Source organism: Aquirufa rosea (genome assembly GCF_004118285.1).
In the GTDB taxonomy this organism is placed as follows: domain Bacteria; phylum Bacteroidota; class Bacteroidia; order Cytophagales; family Spirosomataceae; genus Aquirufa; species Aquirufa rosea.
In genome coordinates, this window is the sequence record NZ_SDHY01000005.1 from 80,113 (window position 1) to 102,850 (window position 22,738).

The 22,738-nt window shown below is 39.3% G+C and carries 19 protein-coding genes; 9 read left to right on the forward strand and 10 right to left on the reverse strand.

Features of this window, described 5'->3' with window-relative positions:
* Positions 1-6: 6 nt before the first annotated feature.
* The 4 genes from ESB04_RS08870 to ESB04_RS08885 form a co-directional block, all read right to left on the reverse strand.
* Positions 7-615 carry a sigma-70 family RNA polymerase sigma factor gene (locus ESB04_RS08870; protein WP_129027533.1) on the reverse strand — a complete coding sequence of 203 codons (609 nt, stop codon included), beginning with the start codon at positions 613-615 and terminating at the stop codon, positions 7-9.
* A 98-nt stretch (positions 616-713) separates the two neighbouring features.
* Positions 714-1,223, reverse strand: coding sequence for a hypothetical protein (locus tag ESB04_RS08875; protein WP_129027385.1), 510 nt, complete (start codon positions 1,221-1,223; stop codon positions 714-716).
* Position 1,224: 1 nt separating this feature from the next.
* Positions 1,225-2,064 carry a rod shape-determining protein MreC gene (gene mreC / locus ESB04_RS08880; RefSeq protein WP_129027386.1) on the reverse strand — a complete coding sequence of 280 codons (840 nt, stop codon included), beginning with the start codon at positions 2,062-2,064 and terminating at the stop codon, positions 1,225-1,227.
* Between the two features lie 18 nt (positions 2,065-2,082).
* Complete coding sequence (locus tag ESB04_RS08885; RefSeq protein WP_129027387.1) at positions 2,083-3,108, reverse strand: rod shape-determining protein; 1,026 nt, start codon at positions 3,106-3,108, stop codon at positions 2,083-2,085.
* Positions 3,109-3,422: 314 nt separating this feature from the next.
* Between ESB04_RS08885 and ESB04_RS08890 the strand changes: the two genes are divergently transcribed.
* On the forward strand, positions 3,423-4,349 hold the full coding sequence (locus ESB04_RS08890; RefSeq protein ID WP_129027388.1) for a helix-turn-helix domain-containing protein: 927 nt from the start codon (positions 3,423-3,425) through the stop codon (positions 4,347-4,349).
* A 65-nt stretch (positions 4,350-4,414) separates the two neighbouring features.
* Here the strand turns inward: ESB04_RS08890 and ESB04_RS08895 are convergent, their stop codons facing one another.
* Entirely contained in the window at positions 4,415-5,815 is a 1,401-nt protein-coding gene (locus tag ESB04_RS08895) for a pseudouridine synthase (protein WP_129027389.1), read from the reverse strand.
* Positions 5,816-5,952: 137 nt separating this feature from the next.
* Here ESB04_RS08895 and ESB04_RS08900 point away from each other — a divergent pair, with 137 nt between their 5' ends.
* Positions 5,953-7,977: an OmpA family protein gene (locus ESB04_RS08900; RefSeq protein ID WP_235832212.1), complete on the forward strand. Its 2,025-nt coding sequence runs from the start codon at positions 5,953-5,955 to the stop codon at positions 7,975-7,977.
* 2 nt (positions 7,978-7,979) lie between these two features.
* Positions 7,980-9,320 carry a dihydroorotase gene (locus tag ESB04_RS08905; RefSeq protein ID WP_129027390.1) on the forward strand — a complete coding sequence of 447 codons (1,341 nt, stop codon included), beginning with the start codon at positions 7,980-7,982 and terminating at the stop codon, positions 9,318-9,320.
* On the opposite strand, the gene ESB04_RS08910 is transcribed toward ESB04_RS08905, so the two are convergent.
* A complete protein-coding gene (locus ESB04_RS08910; RefSeq protein WP_164969626.1) occupies positions 9,317-9,937 on the reverse strand; it encodes an outer membrane beta-barrel protein in 621 nt (206 codons plus the stop codon). The genes ESB04_RS08905 and ESB04_RS08910 overlap by 4 nt on opposite strands.
* Positions 9,938-10,071: 134 nt before the next feature.
* Here ESB04_RS08910 and ESB04_RS08915 point away from each other — a divergent pair, with 134 nt between their 5' ends.
* Together ESB04_RS08915 and ESB04_RS08920 are read left to right on the forward strand one after the other, a co-directional pair.
* Entirely contained in the window at positions 10,072-10,659 is a 588-nt protein-coding gene (locus tag ESB04_RS08915; protein WP_129027392.1) for a ribonuclease HII, read from the forward strand.
* Between the two features lie 34 nt (positions 10,660-10,693).
* A complete protein-coding gene (locus ESB04_RS08920; RefSeq protein WP_129027393.1) occupies positions 10,694-14,662 on the forward strand; it encodes a S8/S53 family peptidase in 3,969 nt (1,322 codons plus the stop codon).
* Here the strand turns inward: ESB04_RS08920 and ESB04_RS08925 are convergent.
* Genes ESB04_RS08925 through fcl form a run of 3 tightly spaced genes read right to left on the reverse strand, consistent with a single transcriptional unit; the run spans position 14,659 to position 17,342 of the window.
* Positions 14,659-15,654 carry a YhdH/YhfP family quinone oxidoreductase gene (locus ESB04_RS08925; protein ID WP_129027394.1) on the reverse strand — a complete coding sequence of 332 codons (996 nt, stop codon included), beginning with the start codon at positions 15,652-15,654 and terminating at the stop codon, positions 14,659-14,661. The two genes, ESB04_RS08920 and ESB04_RS08925, sit on opposite strands and share 4 nt — an antisense overlap.
* A 5-nt stretch (positions 15,655-15,659) precedes the next feature.
* Entirely contained in the window at positions 15,660-16,397 is a 738-nt protein-coding gene (locus tag ESB04_RS08930; protein WP_129027395.1) for a class I SAM-dependent methyltransferase, read from the reverse strand.
* A 6-nt stretch (positions 16,398-16,403) separates the two neighbouring features.
* Positions 16,404-17,342: a GDP-L-fucose synthase gene (fcl, locus tag ESB04_RS08935; protein ID WP_129027396.1), complete on the reverse strand. Its 939-nt coding sequence runs from the start codon at positions 17,340-17,342 to the stop codon at positions 16,404-16,406.
* Between the two features lie 121 nt (positions 17,343-17,463).
* Between fcl and ESB04_RS08940 the strand changes: the two genes are divergently transcribed.
* Genes ESB04_RS08940 through ESB04_RS08955 form a run of 4 tightly spaced genes read left to right on the forward strand, consistent with a single transcriptional unit; the run spans position 17,464 to position 20,945 of the window.
* A complete protein-coding gene (locus tag ESB04_RS08940) occupies positions 17,464-18,360 on the forward strand; it encodes a toxin-antitoxin system YwqK family antitoxin (protein ID WP_129027397.1) in 897 nt (298 codons plus the stop codon).
* Positions 18,360-18,719, forward strand: a complete 360-nt coding sequence (locus ESB04_RS08945) for a hypothetical protein (RefSeq protein WP_129027398.1) — start codon at positions 18,360-18,362, stop codon at positions 18,717-18,719. The genes ESB04_RS08940 and ESB04_RS08945 overlap by 1 nt, the downstream gene beginning before the upstream one ends.
* Positions 18,720-18,763: 44 nt before the next feature.
* On the forward strand, positions 18,764-20,302 hold the full coding sequence (locus ESB04_RS08950; protein WP_129027399.1) for a SulP family inorganic anion transporter: 1,539 nt from the start codon (positions 18,764-18,766) through the stop codon (positions 20,300-20,302).
* A gap of 1 nt (position 20,303) precedes the next feature.
* Positions 20,304-20,945, forward strand: a complete 642-nt coding sequence (locus ESB04_RS08955) for a carbonic anhydrase (protein ID WP_129027400.1) — start codon at positions 20,304-20,306, stop codon at positions 20,943-20,945.
* Here the strand turns inward: ESB04_RS08955 and aspS are convergent.
* A complete protein-coding gene (gene aspS / locus ESB04_RS08960) occupies positions 20,940-22,700 on the reverse strand; it encodes an aspartate--tRNA ligase (RefSeq protein WP_129027401.1) in 1,761 nt (586 codons plus the stop codon). The genes ESB04_RS08955 and aspS overlap by 6 nt on opposite strands.
* Between the last annotated feature and the right edge of the window lie 38 nt (positions 22,701-22,738).

A 22,738-nucleotide genomic window follows, 5' to 3' on the forward strand; every position in this document is an offset into this window, starting at 1 on the left:
AAAAGTTCAATCATTGCCTGACAAAGTGTCAGCTTTATATCCTTTGGATTTAGCATAAGTTGCCAAAGAGTCTTTCAACAAGGCTCTAGCCCGATGCAAACGCGAACGTACAGTACCGATAGGGATATTTAAAATTTTAGCCATTTCTTCATAGCTAAACTCTTCTAAATCACACAAAATAATGATCATACGAAAATCTACTGGCAATGCTTGAATAGCCTTGGTGATTTCATCTCCCAGCATTTCATTGACTGTTTCAGCATGCAAATCCGCCTGATGTGAAGGCTCAGGATCATCTTCTCCGGCAAATGATTGCTCTACCCATTCAAATTCTACTTTGGACGGGCCTCGTGATTTTTTGCGGTAATCATTAATGAAATTATTTTTTAGAATTCGAAATAACCACGCTTTAGCATAAGTACCTGGCTCAAAAGAATTAATGAAGCGATAAGCCTTTAGACAGGTATCTTGCACCAAATCTTGTGCATCATCCTCGTCATTGGTTAATCTCAAAGCAAAATTATACATCGCATCTAGGTGCGGCATAAATTCCTTTTCAAAAATTTGCCTTGCATGTGGCGAAGGATCAATTTCATTTTCTACTTGGACGTCCATAGTCATAATTTTAAGACATTATCAGGTACAGATAACGTAATTACCCTCCTACAATTTTGTGTCCAAGAAAAAAGAAAGTTAAAATCTGACAAAAAGGCTTATTTGTTCAAATTAAAGAGCTCTAAGATACCAAATACCGTCATACCTAAGATGCAACTAGAAATAGCTCTCAATAAACTAATACCTACTAATTCGAAATCACTAGCTTCTAAAAGAAACAAGACCGCATGGTGACAAATCAGCATGAGGAACAAATAAGTAAAAAACCACAAAGGTCTCATTTCATTTAAGCTCACATTAGAGCGTTCATCATATCCATTAGCTGGAGTCAATAAACGTAAAATGGGAGAACGAAATGCCGCCATCATGACCGAGGCGAAGGCATGCATGCCATGAGTATTATAAAATACGTCAACCAGCCAGCCTAATACAAAAGCACCCAACATGAGGTAAGCCGGAGCGGTATCAATGGGTGCTTTAATCAATGGCCAGACATAAATGAAGCAAAATGCAAAATAGGCGATGGTCAAATCTCTTAAAAACAAGACTTGAATCAGCCAAGTTAGAATAACCGTAAAAATCCAACGAAAGGTGGTGCTAGATCCCATCTTATTCAGGCTTAGGTTTAGATTGTTCCAATTTAGCTTGCTGCCAAGCCAACCTATTTTTAATCACATAGACATACTGCAAGGTGGAAAAGTGAGTGAGCAACATGATTTTAATATCATGGAAATTACCATCCTTTTTTAAACCAAGTTTAGCTACAATACCAATGGGTACATTGGGAGGAAAAACCGCATTATAATCGGAGGTAACTACTGTATCACCTTTCACTACTTTTTTATATTTGGACACGTCCATCATCTCAGCAACTTCTGGTTGCCAGCCACCCCATTTAACATAACCTAACTCTCCATTGGATTTCAATTTGGCGGAAACGGTATTATTCGTGTGCAGGATTGAAATGACGAGAGATAAATTCTCTGTACAAGAAAGAATTTTACCTACCACCCCAGTAGAGGAAATCACTGCCATACCTGGATGAATTCCATCCTTGGTACCCTTATCGATGGTTAAATAATTTTGGGTTTGCCTAGTGGATAGATCAATTACCTTGCAGGCTACTGGCTGATAACGGTTTAGAACTCCTTCGTTGATGAAATAAGGTAACTTTAAGTCAGGAACTTGTTTGGCCTTCAATTGAAAAACCTCTTGACGCAATTGGGCATTTTCCGCCGCCAATTCCCTATTAATATCCCTTAGTTGATAATAATTAAGCACCTCTTGCTTTTGAGCTAGCATAGAGGCCACCCACTGATTGGTGGTATTAAAATATAAGGTCCTCTGGTAATCATTGTATTTGTAAACTGACCATAAACTAATCAACTCCAATACAAAAAACAGCAGGAAGTTCCTTTGTCTTAAGAGGAATTGGAACAGTTGATTCATACCAAAAGGATGGAAATACTAGGTGATTAAAACAGGCTTATATTTTTCTAAGTTTTTCAAGATTTCTCCTGTCCCTCGTACCACTGCCTTTAGAGGATCATCTGCTACATGGACCTTTAATTGAGTTTTCTTTTCTATACGCTTGTCTAAACCGTGAAGCATGGCACCACCACCCGCTAAGTGAATACCATTATGGAAAATATCACCAGATAACTCCGCCGGAGCTCTTTGCAATGTTTCCATGATAGCCACCTCAATTTTGGTGATAGAAGAATCTAAGGCATACGCAATCTCCGAATAATTGATAAGAATTTCTTTAGGTATTCCAGTCATCTGATCTCTACCTCGAATCTCAAAATCTGCTGGTGGGTTTTCTAATTCCGGAAGCGCAGCACCTACTTGAATTTTAATTTGCTCTGCAGAACGCTCCCCGATAATCAATTTGTGCTCACGCAATAAATAATCCTTGATATCACGGGTGAATTCATCTCCCGCCACACGAATCGAGTTCTCTACCACAATCCCACTCAAAGAAATAATCGCCACTTCCGTAGTACCTCCTCCAATATCTACCACTAAGGAACCGTTAGGTTGTTCGATATCTATTCCAATTCCAATAGCCGCCGCAATTGGCTCATGTACCATATAAACCTCACGAGCACCAGCATGTTCAGCAGAGTCCTTTACCGCACGTTTTTCCACCTCTGTGATTCCCGATGGAATACAAATCACCATCCGCAAGGCTGGAGAAAAAAACGAATTGCCCTTGTCCATCATCTTGATCAAACCGCGCATCATCAATTCTGCCGCCGTAAAATCGGCAATTACTCCATCTTTCAATGGACGTATCGTTTTGATATTATCATTGGTCTTTTCATGCATCATCATGGCTTGTCGACCTACAGCCAAAACTTTATTGGTGTTTCTATCCAATGCAATGATGGATGGCTCATCGACAACCACTTGATTTTTATGAATAATCAAGGTATTGGCTGTACCTAAGTCAATGGCAATATCCTTGGTAAGAAAATTAAAAATTCCCATAATAGATTGTAAAATAAATCCTAATGACGCAGCTGAACTTGTGCTAAAAAACAAATTTACCAATAAAAAACGAGCTAATTATTTAAATTAAATCAAAAAATGGAATATCCTCGAAATAATTATAAAAGTGCGCCTAGACTTCACTTTAAATACTTTCGGACATATAAGTCCCCAATTATAGGTTTATTACAATAATTTATTTGTCATTTTGAGGAAAAATTTGAATTAAATAATTTGGAATTATTATCTGTTTTATTAGTTTTGTCCAAGTTTAATCCAGCAAATGTTCTGCATATTTGTAAACAAGCGAAAAAATGGAAGATTATAACAAGATTATCGAATCCCTTGGCGTTAAATTCATTAAGGCGAGAAACATTAGAATATTACAACCAATTCGCATCAAAAATTATTATGATGTAGAAAACTCTCTCTTGATTTTGTACAAAGGAGAGGTCTCTTTTGGAGAAGAGGACACTCCCGTAGAGGAAGGAGATATGCTCTTTATTCCAGGTGGTAAAATGGTTAGTGTAACTTACGGCAATTCTGAAAAACCTAAGGCAGTCAATAACGAAGAGTTTATGACTCACAGAGAATTGTATTTCGAACAGAACATGGATCCTGCTACCATTGGTAAAGCAGATAATTCATTTGGCATGGTTGCTTTCGAAGCTAAGGTATTCGACTCGGTTAACTTCTTTACCTCTTTAGATATTCCTCCATTTTTAATCAAAAAGGATGACAACTTAGCTCAATCCATCAAAGAGATTTTGTTAGAGGATATGTCAGATGAGATTGGAAAAGGCCGTATAATCAAAATCAAGACGGAGGAAATCGTTATCGAGGTTATCCGCTATATTATTCGCAATCGCTTGTTTGTAGAGCAATTAGCCACCAATAGCACATACTTCAAGGATCCACGTTTAATTGACATTTTTGCTTATATCAAAGATAATTTAGGGGGTGATTTATCCAATAAAGTTTTAGCGAACGTTGCTAATGTATCTGAGGATTATGTAGGTCAATACTTCAAGATGTTGACAGGTATCAACCCTCAAGATTACATTGAATACCAGCGCATGGAAGCAGCGGTGGGTCTATTGAGAACTACGAAAAAGTCCATTCGCGCCATTGGTTCTGAGGTTGGATACAAAGACACTGCCTATTTCTGCCGTCGTTTCAAAATGATGTTTGGTATTCCAGCTGGAAAGATGAGAAGAAGAGAATCCTTAATGAACATCTAAAAATAATTCGTTCATTTTAATCATTTAAAACAAAAGGCCCATGAAAATGGGCCTTTTGTATGTTCCTACATAAGATACTTCAACTTCACTAATTCTCTCTCCGTTAAATACCGCCAATTTCCTCTAGGTAAATCTTTCTTGTTCAAGCCCGCAAAAGTAGTCCTATCCAATTTCATTACCTCATAACCTACATGCTCAAAAATACGTCGAACAATTCTATTCTTACCAGAGTGAATTTTAATACCAACCACATAACGGTCCGGTGTCACGATGGCAATATCATCTACCTTAATTTCTCCATCTTCCAAAGTCAAACCTGCTTTGATTTTCTCTAAATCCTCCTCATTTAAAGGTTTATCCAATTCCGCCTGATAAATTTTCTCAATTTCATTGGAAGGATGCGTCAATTTATCAGCTAATTCTCCATCATTTGTCAACAAAATTAATCCCGTAGTATTTCTATCTAGGCGGCCAACTGGATAAATACGAGCATCTCCCGCATTTTTCACCAATTCCATCACAGTTTTACGATCATTCGGATCTTCTGTGGTCGTGATAAAATCTTTTGGCTTATTTAAGAGAACATACACTGGTTTCTCTCTATTCAATTTACGATTCCCGTATTTAACAATGTCTGTAGGCTGAACCTGGTAACCCATCTCAGTCACCACTTTATTGTTGACTTTAATTACACCTGCATCAATCAATTTATCAGCATCACGACGGGAACAAATTCCTGCATTTGCGATAAACCTATTCAATCGAATCGAATCATTTTTCCGATCTTCCTGGATAAACTTCTTTTGTACACGTGCAGGAGCTTTTTCTCTGTATCGATCTAATCTATACTGAGGGGTATATGCTGGCTTTTCTTCGTAGCGATTTCTACTTTTGAAAGCATCCTTTTTAGAAAACTTGCCGCTTCTTTCTGATGATTCTCTATTCTCTGAATTCTCATCCCTAGGAGTAAAAGAACGACGAGGTGAATCAAATCCTGATTTCGACTCATCTCTATCTTGGGACCCTTTAAAACGAGCATTATCTCTTGGCTTAAAAGAGTTTTCGTCCGAATTTAGCCTATCATTACCTTCATATGAACGTTTGTCTCTATTTTCAAATGGTCTACGAGCGTCTCCTGAATCTCTTCTAGGACCTGAAAATGAACGACGCTCTCCTCCATCACGATTTCCTTCGTAAGGTTTGCGGTCTGAATCACCTCGAGGTCCTGAATAGGGTCTTCTTTCTCCATCACCTGAAGGGCGACGGGTATCTCCTGAATCTCTTCTTTGGCCAGAAAAACTTCTTGGGTTATCTGAACGTGAACCTGAATAGGGACGTCCTTCTGAATTGGAATGAGAACCTGTAAATGGTGCTCTTTCTCCGCCTCTACTTGATCGGCGGTCGTCCGAAGACTTGGGGTTTGAATCTGAACGACGGTTGTCATTCTTATCAATTCTTTTTCTCATAATACTAAATTTGCAACATCACTGCTGTAGAAAGCAAGACGCTTTTGTCTTGTAATTATTTCGATTTTCGAAATTTCTATAAAGGTACGTGAAATAAATGAGCTTAGCTTGTTACATTTGAATTTCTTTTACACTCCATGAAAACCGCCAAACAGATGTCAACATTGCGATTGAGCATACTTTCCTTGTTAGGATGCAGTTTTGCGCTATTCCTTATGGCATGCCAAGGAGATGAATTCAAGCTAAAAAAAGCCTTGAATTCCTTTGATAAAGGAGAATATGAGCTGGTTATACAGCAGCTAAGGCCATTGGCAGAAAAAGGCTTTCAATTAGATCAAACGTCTTACTTTATTGCTGAATCTTACCGACTTTCTAACCGCATTGCTGCTTCATTACCTTATTACCAGACTGCCTTAGCCAAAGGAAACACTGATAATACCATCCGATTTCATCTGGCTTTTGCTGCGAAAGCAACTGGAAATTATAGCTTAGCTCAAGCCACTTTAATTGATTTTCTGCAAAACAAACCGAGTAAATCACTTAAGCTTAAAGCGGAAATTGAACTAGAAAACCTCCCTCAAGTCAGTGAATTACAGAAAAAAAACAGCCCTGTAGACATTCAAGCTATTCAAGGAAATACACCCATGGCAGAATTTTCCGCGAGAAAATTGGGGGAGGATTTGATTATCACTAGCTCTAGAAAACAGAATATTTATAAAAACAATGGGCTCCCATATCTAGGCTTATATCGCGCCAATTTAAAAAGTCCTGTGGAAATAGGCCCATTGAGTCTATTTAGTACGATGATAGACAAAGAAAATGCCAATGAAGGCACTCCCGCTTTTTCTAAAGATGGGAACACCGTCGTATTCGCTCGAGGAAATACTGGCAAAAACAAAGATTTATCACCTGATGTAGATTTGTACATCAGTAGAAAAAATGGCAATGATTGGTCCGTTCCTGAAAGACTGGCCATTTCAGATTCTATTGCTTGGGACGGCAGCCCGACCTTCTCAGCTGACGGAAAGACTCTCTATTTCAGTTCCAACAGAAGGGGTGGTAAAGGTGGACTAGATATTTATCGCTCGCCCATGGACAATTCGGGAAGGTTTGGTCGACCTATAAATTTAGGTTCGGCCATCAATACCCCTGGTGATGAAATTTTCCCATTTGTGAGCGAGGATGGAAAGCTATACTTTTCATCTGATGGACACCCTAGCCTGGGCGGACTTGACCTATTTGTCGCTTCCAGAAATGAAAATGAAATCGTGGTAGAGCACCTGGGTGTTCCTATGAATTCCATCGCAGATGATTTTGGGATCAGCCTAGTGGATTCGCTTTCAGGGTATTTTAGTTCCAACCGCTTAGGCGGAAAAGGCGATGATGACATATATTATTTCAAATCTGGTTCAGCCAACTCGGAAAGATGGTGGACAAATGAGGCTCCACCGGTTATTGCGGCTACTGAGAATAAGATTGTCCAATATTTCTTGCAAACAGAAATTATAGATCCTTCAGGTAAACCTATCGACTCGGTGAAAGTGAGTATTCGACGAAATGGTCAAAGTATAGATCCGGCCTATTCGAATAAAAAAGGGCGACTAGAAATACTGGATTTAGCTGAAAATGACCAAATCGATTTCATCTGTGAAAAAGATGATTATTTAACTAAAAGATCCACCTTCTCTATGGAAGGGCGCGAAATTCCTGCCAGGTTATTAAAAAAGGAGGTTACTGACACCACTTTTGTTTGGCAGATTGTCATGGATAAAGCGGAAATCGGCAAAGAGATTACGCAGTTATACCAAATCAACCCCATCTATTATAATTTAGACCGAGCAGAAATTCGAAATGATGCCTCAGAAGAATTGGAAAAAATAGTACAATTCCTAAGAGATAACGCGAATGTTTCCATTGAATTAGGCTCTCACACAGATTCCCGAGGAAGCGTTCCTTACAACCAGAAATTATCCCAAAGGAGAGCTGAATCTGCCGTTCGATACATTATCCAGCGAGGTATAGATGCTAAGAGAATCAAAGCCAAGGGTTATGGAGAAAGTCAGCTGGTAAATGAATGTGCCGATGGAGTGGAATGTAGTGAAGAAATGCATCAACAAAACAGAAGAACTGAGTTTAAAATTACCGAAATAAAAGCCGAATAAATATGTCGAATTACCTATTAAAAAATGCCCAAATTGTCAATGAAGGAAAGATTATAGCAGGGGATTTACGCATTTCGAACGGTCGAATAGACAAAATTGCCAGCAGTATCAGTCCTCTAGGAAACGAAGAAATCATAGATTTAAATGGGAAACATGTATTTCCGGGCATGATTGATGATCAGGTGCATTTTAGGGAGCCTGGGCTTACTCACAAAGCACATATAGCTAGTGAAGCTAGGGCTGCTGTGGCAGGTGGCGTTACGAGTTTCATGGAAATGCCCAATACAGTACCAAATGCCTTAAGTCAGGAAATTTTATCCGATAAATACGCCATTGCTCAACGCTCCTCATTGGCCAACTATTCGTTTTTTATGGGAGCCGGTAATGATAATTTGGAAGAAGTATTAAAGACGAATAAGCAAAATGTTTGCGGCATTAAAATCTTCATGGGATCTTCCACCGGCAATATGTTGGTGGATAATGTTCAAACCTTAGAGAATATCTTTTCCAAAAGCGAATTACTCATTGCCACCCATTGTGAAGATGAACCGACGGTCAAAGCACGCACGCAATTATTTCGCGAAAAATACCCAGAAGAGGCACCGGCATTTATCCACCCTCTCGTTAGAAACGAGGAGGCATGTTACCTTTCTTCCTCCATGGCCATTGGATTGGCAAAAAAATGGAATACTAGACTACATATTTTACATATCACTACGGAGGAAGAGCTTGCGCTGTTTGAAGCCCATAAAGCCTCTAAAAACAAGCGTATTACTTCTGAGGTTTGTGTCCATCATTTATGGTTTGATGCAGCTGATTACGAAACTTTGGGAAATCAAATCAAATGTAACCCAGCCATTAAAGATTCTAGACATAAAAACGCCCTAAGAAAAGCATTACAAACTGGAAGTTTGGATATTATAGCTACTGACCATGCCCCTCATACTTGGGAGGAGAAACAGCAAGGCTATTGGAAATCTCCCGCTGGACTTCCATTGGTTCAACATCCATTGTTGATGTTGTTTGATCTAGAAAAAGAAGGAGTCCTTTCCCTGGAACAAATTGCCGAAAAAACAGCCCATACGGTAGCAGAAATTTTCCAAATTGAAGACCGGGGATTTATTAGAGAAGGATACTGGGCTGATTTAGCCATAGTCGACTTCAATAAACCTCAATTGGTTGAAAAATCAAATATACATTACCAATGTCAATGGTCCCCGTTGGAAGGTCATACCTTTGGAGCTAGCATTGCCCATACTTTTGTTTCAGGACATTTGGCGTACTCCCATGGTCAATTTAACGAAAGTCAGTTGGGTCAAAGATTACTGTTTCAACGGGATTAGAACATATCATCAAAATAGACTCTTAGGTAGATGCCTAATGATTGATTAAATGTTTTGCTGGTTGCGTCTTTAATATTGACCATTCCCGTTTGGTAGGTGAACCCTGCAGCTACAAATCGTTTCGAAATCAAACCGATACCCACCTTAAAACCAGCATCTAAGCGACGAAAGTCACTTGAAAAACTCTCTGTGTTATTGGTAACCGTAATATACAAATTTGGATTTGCTGGATTAACTACTCGACTAACTTCCACGGTATTATCCCAAAGACCAATTCCAAAATAAGGTCCTCCCCAAATGGAAATATTACTAGAAAACTCGGATACTCTTCCCAAGGTCAACTCAAAATTTGGATTGAAATCGAGGTAATTCAGAGTGATAGTTCTTTCCTTGAATGTGGAATCAGAGCTATACAATTTACCATGATGACCTCGTTGTGCTAAATTAATTTCTGGATTAAAACTCCATTGCTTATTTATGGGAAATTGCATTCCAAAGCCAACTTCTACAGAAGGTTTAAACAAAAATGCCTCACCTGCAGATCCATCACCGGTAAATCGCACTGATTTAGCGGCTAAGTGAAATATCTTCTTCGGTTTATTTACTTGCGCTGACATTGAAAGATTCAAAGCAAAAAATACAATGACTAAGAAGTATACTTTAGTGCGCAGGGGATTGTATAGAGAAATATTCATCAATTTTGCAGAAATTAGGTCTTTATAAGTCAACTATTTTAATAATTCATATACAAATGTCGACACTTCTTCCCTATTTTTCAAACTTAGGACTAGAAGCGGGTCTAGATGAGGCTGGCAGAGGCTGTTTAGCAGGCCCTGTGGTAGCTGCTGCTGTCATTTTACCCCAAGATTTTTATCATCCCTATTTAAATGATTCCAAGCAGTTAAATGTGAAACAACGCTGGACTTTAAAGCAAGAGATCGAAAATGTCGCCCTCGACTTCGCTGTTGCCGAAGTAGATGCACCCACCATAGATCAAATCAACATCTATAAAGCCAGTGTGAGGGCCATGCACCAAGCAGTTAATCAATTAAAGCATAAACCTGACCATTTATTGGTCGACGGAAATCGCTTTATTAGCTACCCATTAATCCCTCATACTTGCATCGTAAAAGGGGATTCTAAGTTCTTTTCCATTGCGGCAGCCTCCATATTAGCTAAAACATACCGAGATGAATTGATGGAAAAATTGGCATCGGAGCATCCTGAATATGGTTGGCAGCGAAATGCAGGCTATCCTACCATTGAGCATCGCAGGGCTATTCTATCTCATGGATTAACCCAATATCACCGAAAAACCTTTCGTGTACAAATCAAATAAATTCGTATTTTGTGAAGTAATATCCGCTAATGTTTTGAAAAAGACTACCTTATTTCGCTTTTGGATCCTTGTTGCGTTCTACGTTCTCAATGCTCAAACAATTTGGGGCCAAGGTGAATTATACCCCCAAGAGAGGAGAAAAGCCATCCTAAATTTTGCACAACAATTTAGTGCTCAAAAGGATAGCCTTTACCTAAAAGTCCAACAATTAGCTAATCAAAAGGGAATTGCAACCTCCGCAAAAATTGGCAAAAAAACCATTTACCTTCAAAGTATTAATCCTAATGGACGACCCATCTACAAAGGTATTTTTTCCAACAAGGTAGCCTCCATTGCTACCAAAACAAATCAATTTTACAGTGGCGGTTCTTTAGGACTTAATCTCACGGGTAAGTCGGACAGTTTATATGGCAAATTGGCCATTTGGGATGAGCAAACGGTAAGATCTACCCACCAAGAACTGACAGGAAGGGTATTGCCTCAGGAAAGAAATATTACATTTGGTGAACACTCTACCCATGTGGGTGGAACCATGATTGCGTCCGGCATATTTAATCCAGAAGCACGAGGAATGGCATTTGAGGCCACTTTAAAATCTTGGGATTTTCAAAATGATGATGCCAAAATAAGTGCAGCTTCACCCAACCTATTAATTAGCAACCACTCATACGGAGCCATTGCGGGGTGGAGTTTTGATGAAGATGTCAATAAATATCGCTGGTATGGAGATGACAAAGTGAGCATATTGGAAGATTATGTATTTGGCTTTTATGACGATGATGCTCAGGCCAAGGACAAAATTGCCTTTAATTCGCCTTATTATTTAATGGTAGCCGCAGCCGGAAATAGCGCGGATGAGACAGGTCCTGCTCCGGGCCAATATTATTTAATCGGAAATACAAAAGATTCATCCAATATTGCCAGAGCACCCAATACAGGTTTTAATACGGTAGCCAGCCCTGCCACGGCTAAAAATATTTTGAGTATAGGCGCAGCTGAACCATTAGCTTCACCTCCCCTGAAACCTAGCGATGTTACTGTAACCAGCTTTTCTAGTAGAGGCCCTACTGATGATGGCCGTATCAAACCAGAAATTCTCGGTATTGGAAAAGATTTATTTTCCACTGGATATCAAAGTAATACCGATTATGAACGTATGAGTGGAACCTCTATGGCAACTCCGCAGGTGTCTGGATCCATATTTTTATTACAACAGCTTCATAATCAGATATATAAAAAATTCATGTGGGCCTCTACCCTGCGAGGATTAGTTACACATACTGCATTTGATGTAGGCGCAGAAGGGCCTGATTATACCAGTGGATTTGGTTTATTAGATATGGAGAAGGCAGGCAAAATGCTTCAAAATAAAGACAAATCCTACCAAATTTTGGAAGAGACCTTATTGAATAGTAATTCAAAAAAATGGGATATCGTCGCATCAGGTAAGGGCCCACTTCGAGTAACTGTAGCATGGACTGACCCAGCCTATGAAGGAAGCAACGGCAAAGTATTACCCATAGTTACATCTAGTCTTAATTCTCGCATTCCTATGTTGATGAACGACTTGGACATTAAACTCCAAAGCTCGGATGGGCAAACACTTCCATTTACCTTAGACCCCGACAATCCTTCCAAATTAGCTATACCTGGAGATAATATCCGAGATAATATTGAACAAATTTGGGTAAAAAATGTAGTTCCTGGGAAAAGTTATAGCTTAACCTTATCCCACAAGGGAACCTTGAAAAATGGTAAGCAAGATTATGCTTTATTACTATCTGGTATTGGAGGCAAAAGCTATTGTGCTATAACAGCCCAAAATAAAGCCAATACTCTAGAGAAATTTACTTTAGGTACATATTCAAATAGCATTTCTAGCAGTCAGGATTTTACCTCCAACGCCATTCCAGTAGAGATTGGCTCTAAATTGCCAATTACTCTCAATTTCAATACAAATCAATCTAAGCAAAGTAAAGTATTTGTAGATTGGAATCAGGACGGGGACTTTGATGATGGAGGGGAATTGATGGCGGATAGCGGCATAATTACAGCCACCACCTTCAGCTCCACCACCTCCACTTTCCCTATCACTGAATCAGGTCAATATTTTCGTATGCGAGTAGTGACTGAACTTGGTTCTGGGGCATCTCTTGCCGCATCATGCGGAACAATTGGCACTGGAGAGATTGAAGAATATGTCCTTCTTAGTTCCAATGCCTCTAATGACATCACTGCTCTTTCTATTTCCTCCCCTACAGGCAATTTCTGTGCATCTAATAGTAGTAGCAATTTTTCTATTGTAGTAAAAAATCAAGGTACTAAGAACCAAGTAAATATTCCTTACCAATTCAATGTGTTACAAGCTGGCAACAAAATTGCTCAATATACTGGCACGATTGCGGAAATTATTTCTGGGAAAGAAACGGAGGAAATCATTACGGTCAACTTGAAAATGAACGCTGGACAAACCTATTCTTTTGAACTAAATACATTACTAAATACCGATCAAAATACAGCCAATAATACCTTTACACTAGTAAAAACCGTCGAAAACCCATCCGCACCCATTGTAAGTGGGACGCAATGTGAAGGCTTAACCGAAATCAATTTATCTGCTACCTCTGGATTTCCACTTTGGTATAATAGCAATAATGCATTGGTAGGTTCAGGATTAAATCTTAAAGTGCCTAGTAATAGCCAATACTCGGCTTCTTACAATGATTTTTCTGGCGGACTAGGACCCAAATCAAAATCGGAATTTGGAGGAGGAACCTATTATTCATCCTTTGGGCCCACCGTCATTGTGGAAGCCAAAGTTCCTGTTCTATTGGAGAGTGCTCGCATATATGTTGGAACAGCTGGAAGAATTACCTTTGATGTCATTAGTAAAGAAACAGGTAGCATCGTTTCAAGTGTCACCAAAACGGTTAAAGCGACAAGAACACTAAGCAGCGAGGGTCTCTCAGGCCAATTGCCAGATGATAGTAATGATGAAGGCGTGCTAGTCTATTTAAATTTACAAATTCCTAGTGCAGGAACTTATTATTTAAGTCAAACTTGCCTAGACGGAGCCTCCATCTACCGAAGTAACGTAGCTAAATCGAGCAATCTTGGTATGGGGTTCCCATACACCATACCCAATATTTTAAATATCCCGGGAGCCCTTTTTAACAACGGAACCATCACCACTGGTTATTATTACTTCTATGACATGAAGTTTAAATCATTAGGATGTCCAAGCCCAAGAGTCAATGTGGCAGTCAATGTCAAAAATAGTCCTACCTCCATTATCAGCCCTTCTGGTGACTTAACGGTTTGCCTAGGTGCAAACGTTGCCATTCAAGGAATTGCCTCTGAAAACACCAGCATTCAATGGTATCAAAACGGAAATTTGATTGCAGGTGCAACTAGTCTAACTTACAAAGCCACCACCAAAGGGAAATTTGAAATGGTGGCCAGCTATGCCGGATCATGTCCTGTTACCAGCAAGGCATTAAACATTAATGTTGGGAACGTTCCGACACCAATTGTTAGTTATATCACCGGTGTATTACAGGCTCCTAACAATGCAAGTGCCTATCAATGGTATTTTGGAATAAACCCTATTCCAGGTGCGACACAGGCCAATTATATTCCGATCCAATCGGGAGCTTATCAAGTAAAGGTGACTGATGTAAATGGCTGCTTGGCAGTATCAGATTATATCAACGTGCTTATCTTAGCTAGCAAGAAAGAAAATCCCTACCATGAACTGACCTTGTTCCCAAATCCAAGTAAAGATTTTATTCAAATAGGTTTACCAGATGAACAAATAAGAGATACTTACCAAATTGAAATCTGGGACATTGAGGGTAAAAAAGTAATGGAAAGTACAATCAATGCCTCGACTAGTAATGAAAATAATTTCAGACTTGATATCAAACATCTTCCGGGTGGCACGTACTTGTTGAGAGTGGCAGACAATCCAACTCAAAGCCCCGTAAAATTCATTAAATACTAAGATTTGATTTGAACAACGGACCTACCCATATGGTTACCTTCTTTCAATTGATTTAGCATGAAAGGAGCGTCTCTCAAAGAGATAGTTCTAGAGATAGCATCCAATGAGATGTTCCACTCCTTTGCCAATTTTTGCCAAATTTCATGTTTTTTATTGAGAGGGGAATCTGCTGAGTAGATTCCAAGAATACTTGCTCCCCGCAGAATAAATGGATAAATCTGCAAAGGCAAATCCACACTTCCTGCCATACCACAGGCAGATACCGCTGCCCCCAACTGTAGACTTTTTATGATTTTAACCAATACATCCCCGCCCACTACGTCAATGGCCCCTGCAAATTGCATGGAATAAAGCGCACGCGGTTTCTCTGATAAAAGATCTTCTCGAGAAATGATTCGGTCGGCACCTATTCGTTTGAGAATATCAAGCTGATTCATTTTGCCAGTAATGGCGGCCACCTGAAATCCCAAATGCTTCAATAGCAAGATGGAAATCATAGCTACCCCTCCTGTAGCCCCACTAACCACTACTTCTCCTTGATTAGGTCGTAAACCATGGTGCCAAAGTGCCTCAATGGCCATTCCTGCTGTTAAACCTGCAGTACCCCATTGCATGGCTTTCAGGCTAGTCATTTCTTCAGGCAAAGCGATGATCCAATTCACTGGAACGGATATATATTCTGCTAAGCCTCCGTGGGTATTCATCCCCAAATCAAAACCAGTCACCAATACATCTTGCCCTTTTTGGAACCTAGCACTTGGATCATGAACAATTTTTCCGACGGCATCAATCCCTGGAATATGGGGAAAGTTTTTGGTAATACCTGTATGCCCACTGGAAGATAAAGCATCTTTATAATTCAAGGATGAATATTCCACCTGAATGAGAACCCTGTCTTCAACGTAAATGGTATCCATGGGTAAAACTTCAATATTTGTCTCAAATGTACCGTCGGGTATTTGACGAGTCCACAATGCTTTGAATTGTTCCATGAATATTATTTTTTGACCCAAATAAAAATCATTCGAGCTGAATTCTTTTCATCAAAAGAACCCAATTTATAATCTCCAAGCAAATCTACCAAGTGTAATCCAGCTTGAGCAGCATAGGCAATAAAATCGTTTTTCGAGATGAGCTCTACCCTCTCCTCAAAATGGTATTGTTGACCCTGGTCTTCAAAGTCAATGGATTTAAATAAATATCCTTCTGATGCCCACCTTTTGATATGGAAGGAAATTCCACCTCGAACTAAACTTTCTTTTTCTATTAAATGACTTAGCACATAGCTAGGATTAAAAAAATCCATCACTAAAACACCTTCAGGTAATAAGCCATCACTTAACACATGAAATGCTTGCTGATTTTCTTGAGGCGTATCGAAATAACCAAAACTGGTGAAAAAATTGAAAATGACTTCAAATTTCAAGTGATCGGGCAGCGCTTTTCTCAGGTCATGGACAAAAAACTCTAGTCCTTCTGATGCAAATTCTTGTGCTTGTTCAATATTGGATGGGGACAAATCAAATGCCTTAACATCAAGTCCAAAATTATGCAAAGTAATGGCGTGCCTTCCTTTACCACAAGCCACATCCAATACACGAGTCTCTTTTTTAAGCTTAAGTTTCTGCTGCAATGAACGAATAAATGCTGCAGCCTCTGCTTCATCTCTTTGAGCGTATAAAATATGGTAATATGGAGAATCAAACCATGTACTGAACCACTCCTTCACATCCATCTTACCTTATTTCCTAGAGTTGGGGTTTTGTAAAAAATCTTGATAAGCTAATTGTATACCTTCTTCTAGATTCACCTGATGTTTCCACCCTAAGCCATGTAGCTTAGATACATCCATCAACTTTCTAGGTGTACCATCAGGACGGGAAGTATCCCAATTGATAGATCCATTGAATCCAATAACCTTTTTAACAATTTCGGCTAATTCTAAAATGGTAACATCCTCTCCTGTTCCGATATTGATAAATTCCGATTGGTCATAATTTTGCATTAAGAATAAACAGGCTTTAGCCAAATCATCCGCATACAAAAACTCTCTTTTAGGGGAACCTGTTCCCCAAAGGGTAATCGATTCATCTCCTCTCAATTTTGCTTCATGAAATTTACGAATCATGGCAGGTAGGACATGGGAGTTTTCCAAATCGTAATTATCATTTATCCCGTATAAATTGGTAGGCATTACAGAAATAAATTGACAGCCATATTGGGCACGGTAAGCCTCGCACATCTTAATGCCCGCAATTTTGGCGATAGCATAAGGCTCGTTGGTGGGTTCCAAATATCCGCTCAATAAATAAGACTCTTTCAATGGCTGAGGAGCCAATTTGGGATAAATGCAGGAAGAACCCAAAAACATCAACTTTTTCACGTTCTGAAGGTAGGAAGCGTGAATCACATGATTTTGAATGGCTAAATTTTCATATAAAAAATCAGCCCGATAAGTGTTATTCGCCACAATTCCTCCCACTTTCGCTGCCGCTAGAAATACATAATCTGGCTTTTCTTGCTCAAAGAAAGCATGTACGGCAGCTTGATTTCTTAAATCTAACTCACTTGAAGTGCGTAATACCAGGTTATTAAACCCTTGTAACTTTAATTCACGAACCAAAGAGGAACCTACCATTCCCCGATGTCCGGCAACATATATTTTAGCTTCTTTTTCCAATTATTTTCAAATAAAATTCAGACTCAACAGATCAGGACTGCAAAAATACATAAAAGCAGGTTCTAAATATTTAAATTATTAATTTGCAAAATAATTTTATCGTGATATCGTTCAATTTTTTATGAGTAAAAATTCCCTTTTTCTTGGTATTTGTATTTTGTGCTTAACAACATCCTCTCTGTTGGCTCAAAGTAAAGCTATCACAAGTAGCAAAAAACCTAGCCTTGATAGTACTCAAAAAGCTAAAGACGAAAGTGCTAATTGGAAAAAGGAAAGTAAGGCCATTTTATCCGAATTGGGGATTCAACAGATTGGGGCCAAGTCAAAAACCAGCCCTAAAAAGAAAAAAACAGAAATAAAAGATGAGTATGAAGGGGTAAAAACAGAGCGAAGGATAGGAAGCTATGGCAGCGGAAATAGGGCGACTGTAGAAGAACTCAATGTGGTGAAATACGTAGAAGATGAGGCTCTTAGTCCTTATAGCTTGGAAATTTGGTGGTATGACCCTGCCCAATCCAGGGTTGTCAATAGTCCCATAAAAGACAGTAAAAATGCACAAATTTGCCATGGGCCATACCGTAAATTTGTCCATGATAATCTAGTGGAAGAAGGCCATTTTTACATGGGGGTCAAGGATGGGCGCTGGGAAAATTATGGACCAGAATTTGAATTGGAAAATAAGCAATATTATAAAAAGGGTTTCCCCGCGGAATCCATCATCAGTTATTACGACAAAGAACAAAAAAAAATAAAGGAAGTTATTCCAAAGGCTTACGGTAAAATAGTAGGACAGTATTTATCATTCTTTCCTAATGGATTACTCAAGGAAGAAGGGAAATTAGATGACAGCGTGAAAGTGGGTCGCTGGAGAGAATACCATGAAAAAGGAAGTGGAGGAAGATTAAAGAAAGAATGGCGCTATGGGAAAGATAAATTTGATACCTTTGCGCCGGTTCTAGTACAAGAAAGAGATAATCAAGCAAAAATTATCTATCAGAGTACCCAGAAATTTGATTAATGAAACAGATAGGTTTTACTCTATTGGCATTTGCCTTTTTAATGGTTGCTACGATTTACTCGCAGCTAAACTCCATTACGGCTGCCTCTACCATTCCTGTTTCAAAAACCTCCATCAAATCAGATAATTTAGCAACCAAGATGTTTATGGCTCCTTGGGTGGAATTGTGTGAAGAGGAAGAGCAAGAAGAGGACGAGGATAGTACGAGACATGATGAGTTAGCCTATTTCCACAAAAATTTCGAATATATCAGTACCTTTACAGAGAATCACAACAGGTACGATTCTATTTTTCAGCCTCTCAGGCTTACATACCCCCATTTACAAAGCTTCTCTCCTCCTCCTGACATGCGTGGTTAATCTCTATTTTTAATTATTGTAGATTTTAATCAAACCACACATTTATGTCAATCAAAAGTTACGGCCAATCCTTCTTACAAACGGATTGGAAATCAGGAATTGCGGTCTTTCTGGTCGCCCTACCCTTGTGTTTAGGTATAGCTCTAGCCTCAGGGGCCCCATTGTTAGCTGGTTTAATTGCTGGTATCGTTGGGGGAATTATTGTTTCATGGGCCTCAGGCTCACAATTATCAGTCAGTGGACCCGCTGCCGGTTTAACCATTATCGTTGCCAACGCCATCACAGAAGTAGGCTCTTTCTCAGGCTTTCTAGTGGTAGTGGTCCTAGCGGGATTCATCCAAGTAATTCTTGGCTTGGCCAAAATGGGTAAATTGGGAAGCTTTTTCCCCTCATCAGTCATTCAGGGAATGTTGGTAGCGATAGGTATTGTCATTATCCTCAAACAAATCCCACATGCTATCGGAGATGATTTGGATTTCATTGGAGAATTTGAATTCCACCAAATAGCCGATGGACAAAATACTTTCAGTGAATTAGTCAACTCACTGTTGAGCATTAATCCGGGAGCATTAATCATTTCTCTATGTGGACTACTTTTATTGTTTTTTTGGACTACCCTCAGTAAAAAATTACCCCTTTTATCTCAATTGCCAGCATCTCTTTTTGTGGTGTTACTTGGAGTTTATCTTAATGCCTCGTTTGAACTTTGGCTTCCTGAATGGTACTTAGGCAACTCAAAAGATCACATGGTTGGGCTTCCTTTATTCTCCAACTTGTCTGAAATTGCTCAGTCAATGGTTTCCCCCGATTGGACTGTTCTTTCAAATCCACAAATCTATAGCCTAGCGCTTACCCTTGCCTTGGTGGCTAGTTTGGAATCACTGTTATCTTTGGAAGCAACCGATTCCTTAGACCCAGCCAAAAGAATTTCCTCGGCAGATAGAGAATTACTTGCACAAGGGGCAGGAAATATCATTTCAGGCTTTTTGGGTGGACTTCCTATCACCTCTGTCATTGTTCGATCTTCTACAAATGTGTACGCCGGTGGTAAAAGTAAAATGTCAGGCTTTTTCCATGGGATATTATTATTGTTAGCGGTTCTTTTATTACCGCACTACCTCAATAAAATTCCACTTGCCTGTTTAGCTAGTATTTTATTATATACTGGATATAAATTGGCCCATCCCTCACAATTCAAAAAAGTCATCAGCGAAGGTTGGAAACAGTGGATTCCATTCATTATTACAATTATCATAGTGGTCTCTGTGGACTTACTTTGGGGAATTTTTATAGGAACCACCATGGGAATAGGATTTGTGATCATTACCAATTATTCTTCCGTATTTTCAGTTTATAATCGTCAAAACGAAATTCTGATTAAATTCCAGAAAGACGTCACATTTTTGCACAAAATGGCTATTAAAGAAGTTTTCAGAAAAATTCCTTCAGGGACTGAAGTTTACATAGATACCACAAAAGTCCATTTTATGGATCACGATATTCAACTATTAATCCAAGAATTTATCTCTTCCGCTCGAGAGAGGGGCATCGAAGCTGAAATCACAGAAATCAAAAAGAAATAACATGAAAGAATACAAAAAACTCCTTTTAAATAATAAAGCTTGGGCTTCAGAGAAGTTGGCAGTGGATGAGCATTATTTTGATAATCTATCGAAAGACCAAAAACCCTTATTTCTTTGGATAGGCTGTGCAGATAGTAGGGTTCCAGCAGAAGATATCACCAGTGCCAACCCTGGTGATATTTTTGTCCACCGAAATGTGGCCAACATGGTAGTGCATACTGACATGAATTTATTGTCTGTATTACAATATGCCGTGGAAGTTTTGCAGGTAAAACATGTCATTGTTTGTGGACATTACAACTGTGGTGGCGTGCGCGCCGCCATGAGCAATAAAGACTTTGGTCTAATTAATAAATGGCTTAGAAACATCAAGGAAGTTTATGAGAAAAACTTCAAAGAAATCCATGAATTAGCCACAGAGAAACAGCAATTCGACCGCCTAGTAGAATTAAATGTGATGGAACAAGTTCAAAACCTAGCCAAAACAACTATTATACAAAAAGCTTGGAAAAAATTCGAATACCCATTTTTACATGGCTGGGTATTCGATATGCATCATGGAGAAATTAAAGAAATTCTGAACATTGATCCCAATGAGTGGAAAAGTTCTGTTTTCTCTTTTGATTTCGACGAGGAATTATAAATCCGCCTTAATTTTTAGTTCCTTTAATTGTGCAGGCGCTAGGGGTGATGGTGAATCAATCATCACATCCCTCCCCGCATTATTTTTAGGGAATGCGATGTAATCTCGGATGGATTCAGACCCTCCAAAAAGTGAGCATAAACGGTCAAACCCAAAGGCTAATCCCCCGTGTGGCGGTGCGCCATATTCAAAAGCATCTAGCAAGAATCCAAATTGCGCTTTCGCCTCCTCTTCGGTAAAACCTAATACCTCAAACATGGTTGACTGAAGCTCTTTTTGGAAAATACGGATAGATCCTCCACCTACTTCTACACCATTGACTACCAAGTCGTATGCATTGGCTCTCACCTTTCCTAATTCTCCAGCTTTCATCAATTCTATATCTTCAGGCTTGGGACTAGTAAAGGGATGGTGCATCGCAAACCAACGATTTTCATCCTCACTGTATTCCAACAACGGGAAATCTACCACCCAATGGACTTTATAGTTATTAGGATCACGCAAGCCCATTCTGCTACCCATCTCCAAGCGCAATTCATTTAGTTGCTTACGTACCTTGTCTCCATCACCACTTAAAATCAACATCAAATCTCCTGGCTCAGATTGGAAAGCCATTGCCCATTTATGAAGCTCTGATTCCCCATAAAATTTATCTACTGAAGATTTCAACCCATCGGCTTGATGACGCACGTAAATTAAACCTTTAGCTCCTATTTGAGGTCTACGAACAAAATCCGTTAGTTCATCTATTTGCTTACGAGTATACTCCGATGCTCCTTTCACGCAGATACCAATCACATGACTTGCTGCATCAAAAACCTGAAAATCTTTGCCAGAGGTCAAGTCATTTTCCTCTCCTTTCAACTCCACAAAATGCATGTCAAAACGAATATCTGGCTTATCAGAACCATAATATTTCATAGCATGTGCATAGGTCATACGAGGTACCTCGCCGATATCGATTCCTTTCACTTGTAAAAACAAGTGACGAATCAAACCTTCAAACATGTTTAAAATATCTTCCTGTTCCACAAAAGACATTTCACAGTCTATCTGGGTAAACTCCGGCTGACGGTCTGCTCGCAAATCTTCATCTCTAAAACACTTCACTAGTTGATAATACCGGTCAAAACCAGAAACCATCAATAATTGCTTAAATGTTTGTGGAGATTGTGGCAAAGCATAAAACTCGCCCGGATTCATTCTGGATGGCACCACAAAATCACGTGCTCCCTCAGGAGTGGACTTAATCAAAACAGGGGTCTCTACCTCAATGAAATCGGCATCATCTAGGTAGCGACGAACCTCCTTGGCTACGGTATGTCGCAATCGTAAACTTTCTCTGATTGGCGTCCGACGAAGGTCTAAGTATCGGTATTTCATCCGCAAATCCTCACCCCCATCCGTCTCATCTTCAATCAAGAAAGGAGGTAATTTAGCTGGATTTAATACCTTAATCTCACTCACTTTCACTTCAATATCCCCCGTAGCAATTTTATCATTTTTGGCTAAACGCTCTACTACTTGTCCTTTGGCTTCTACCACATACTCTCGCCCTAAACTTCTAGCCAAAGTCAATGCCTCCGCGCTGGATTTTCCCTCTTCCAACATTAATTGTGTAATGCCATAACGATCACGTAAATCCACCCAAATCATCCCGCCCTTATCTCTTATTCGCTGTATCCAACCACATAAGGTCACCTCTTGTCCAACATGATTCAACCGTAATTCGCCATTCGTATGAGTGCGTAGCATAGTTTATTCTCGGATTAAAAAAATTTGTGCAAAATTAC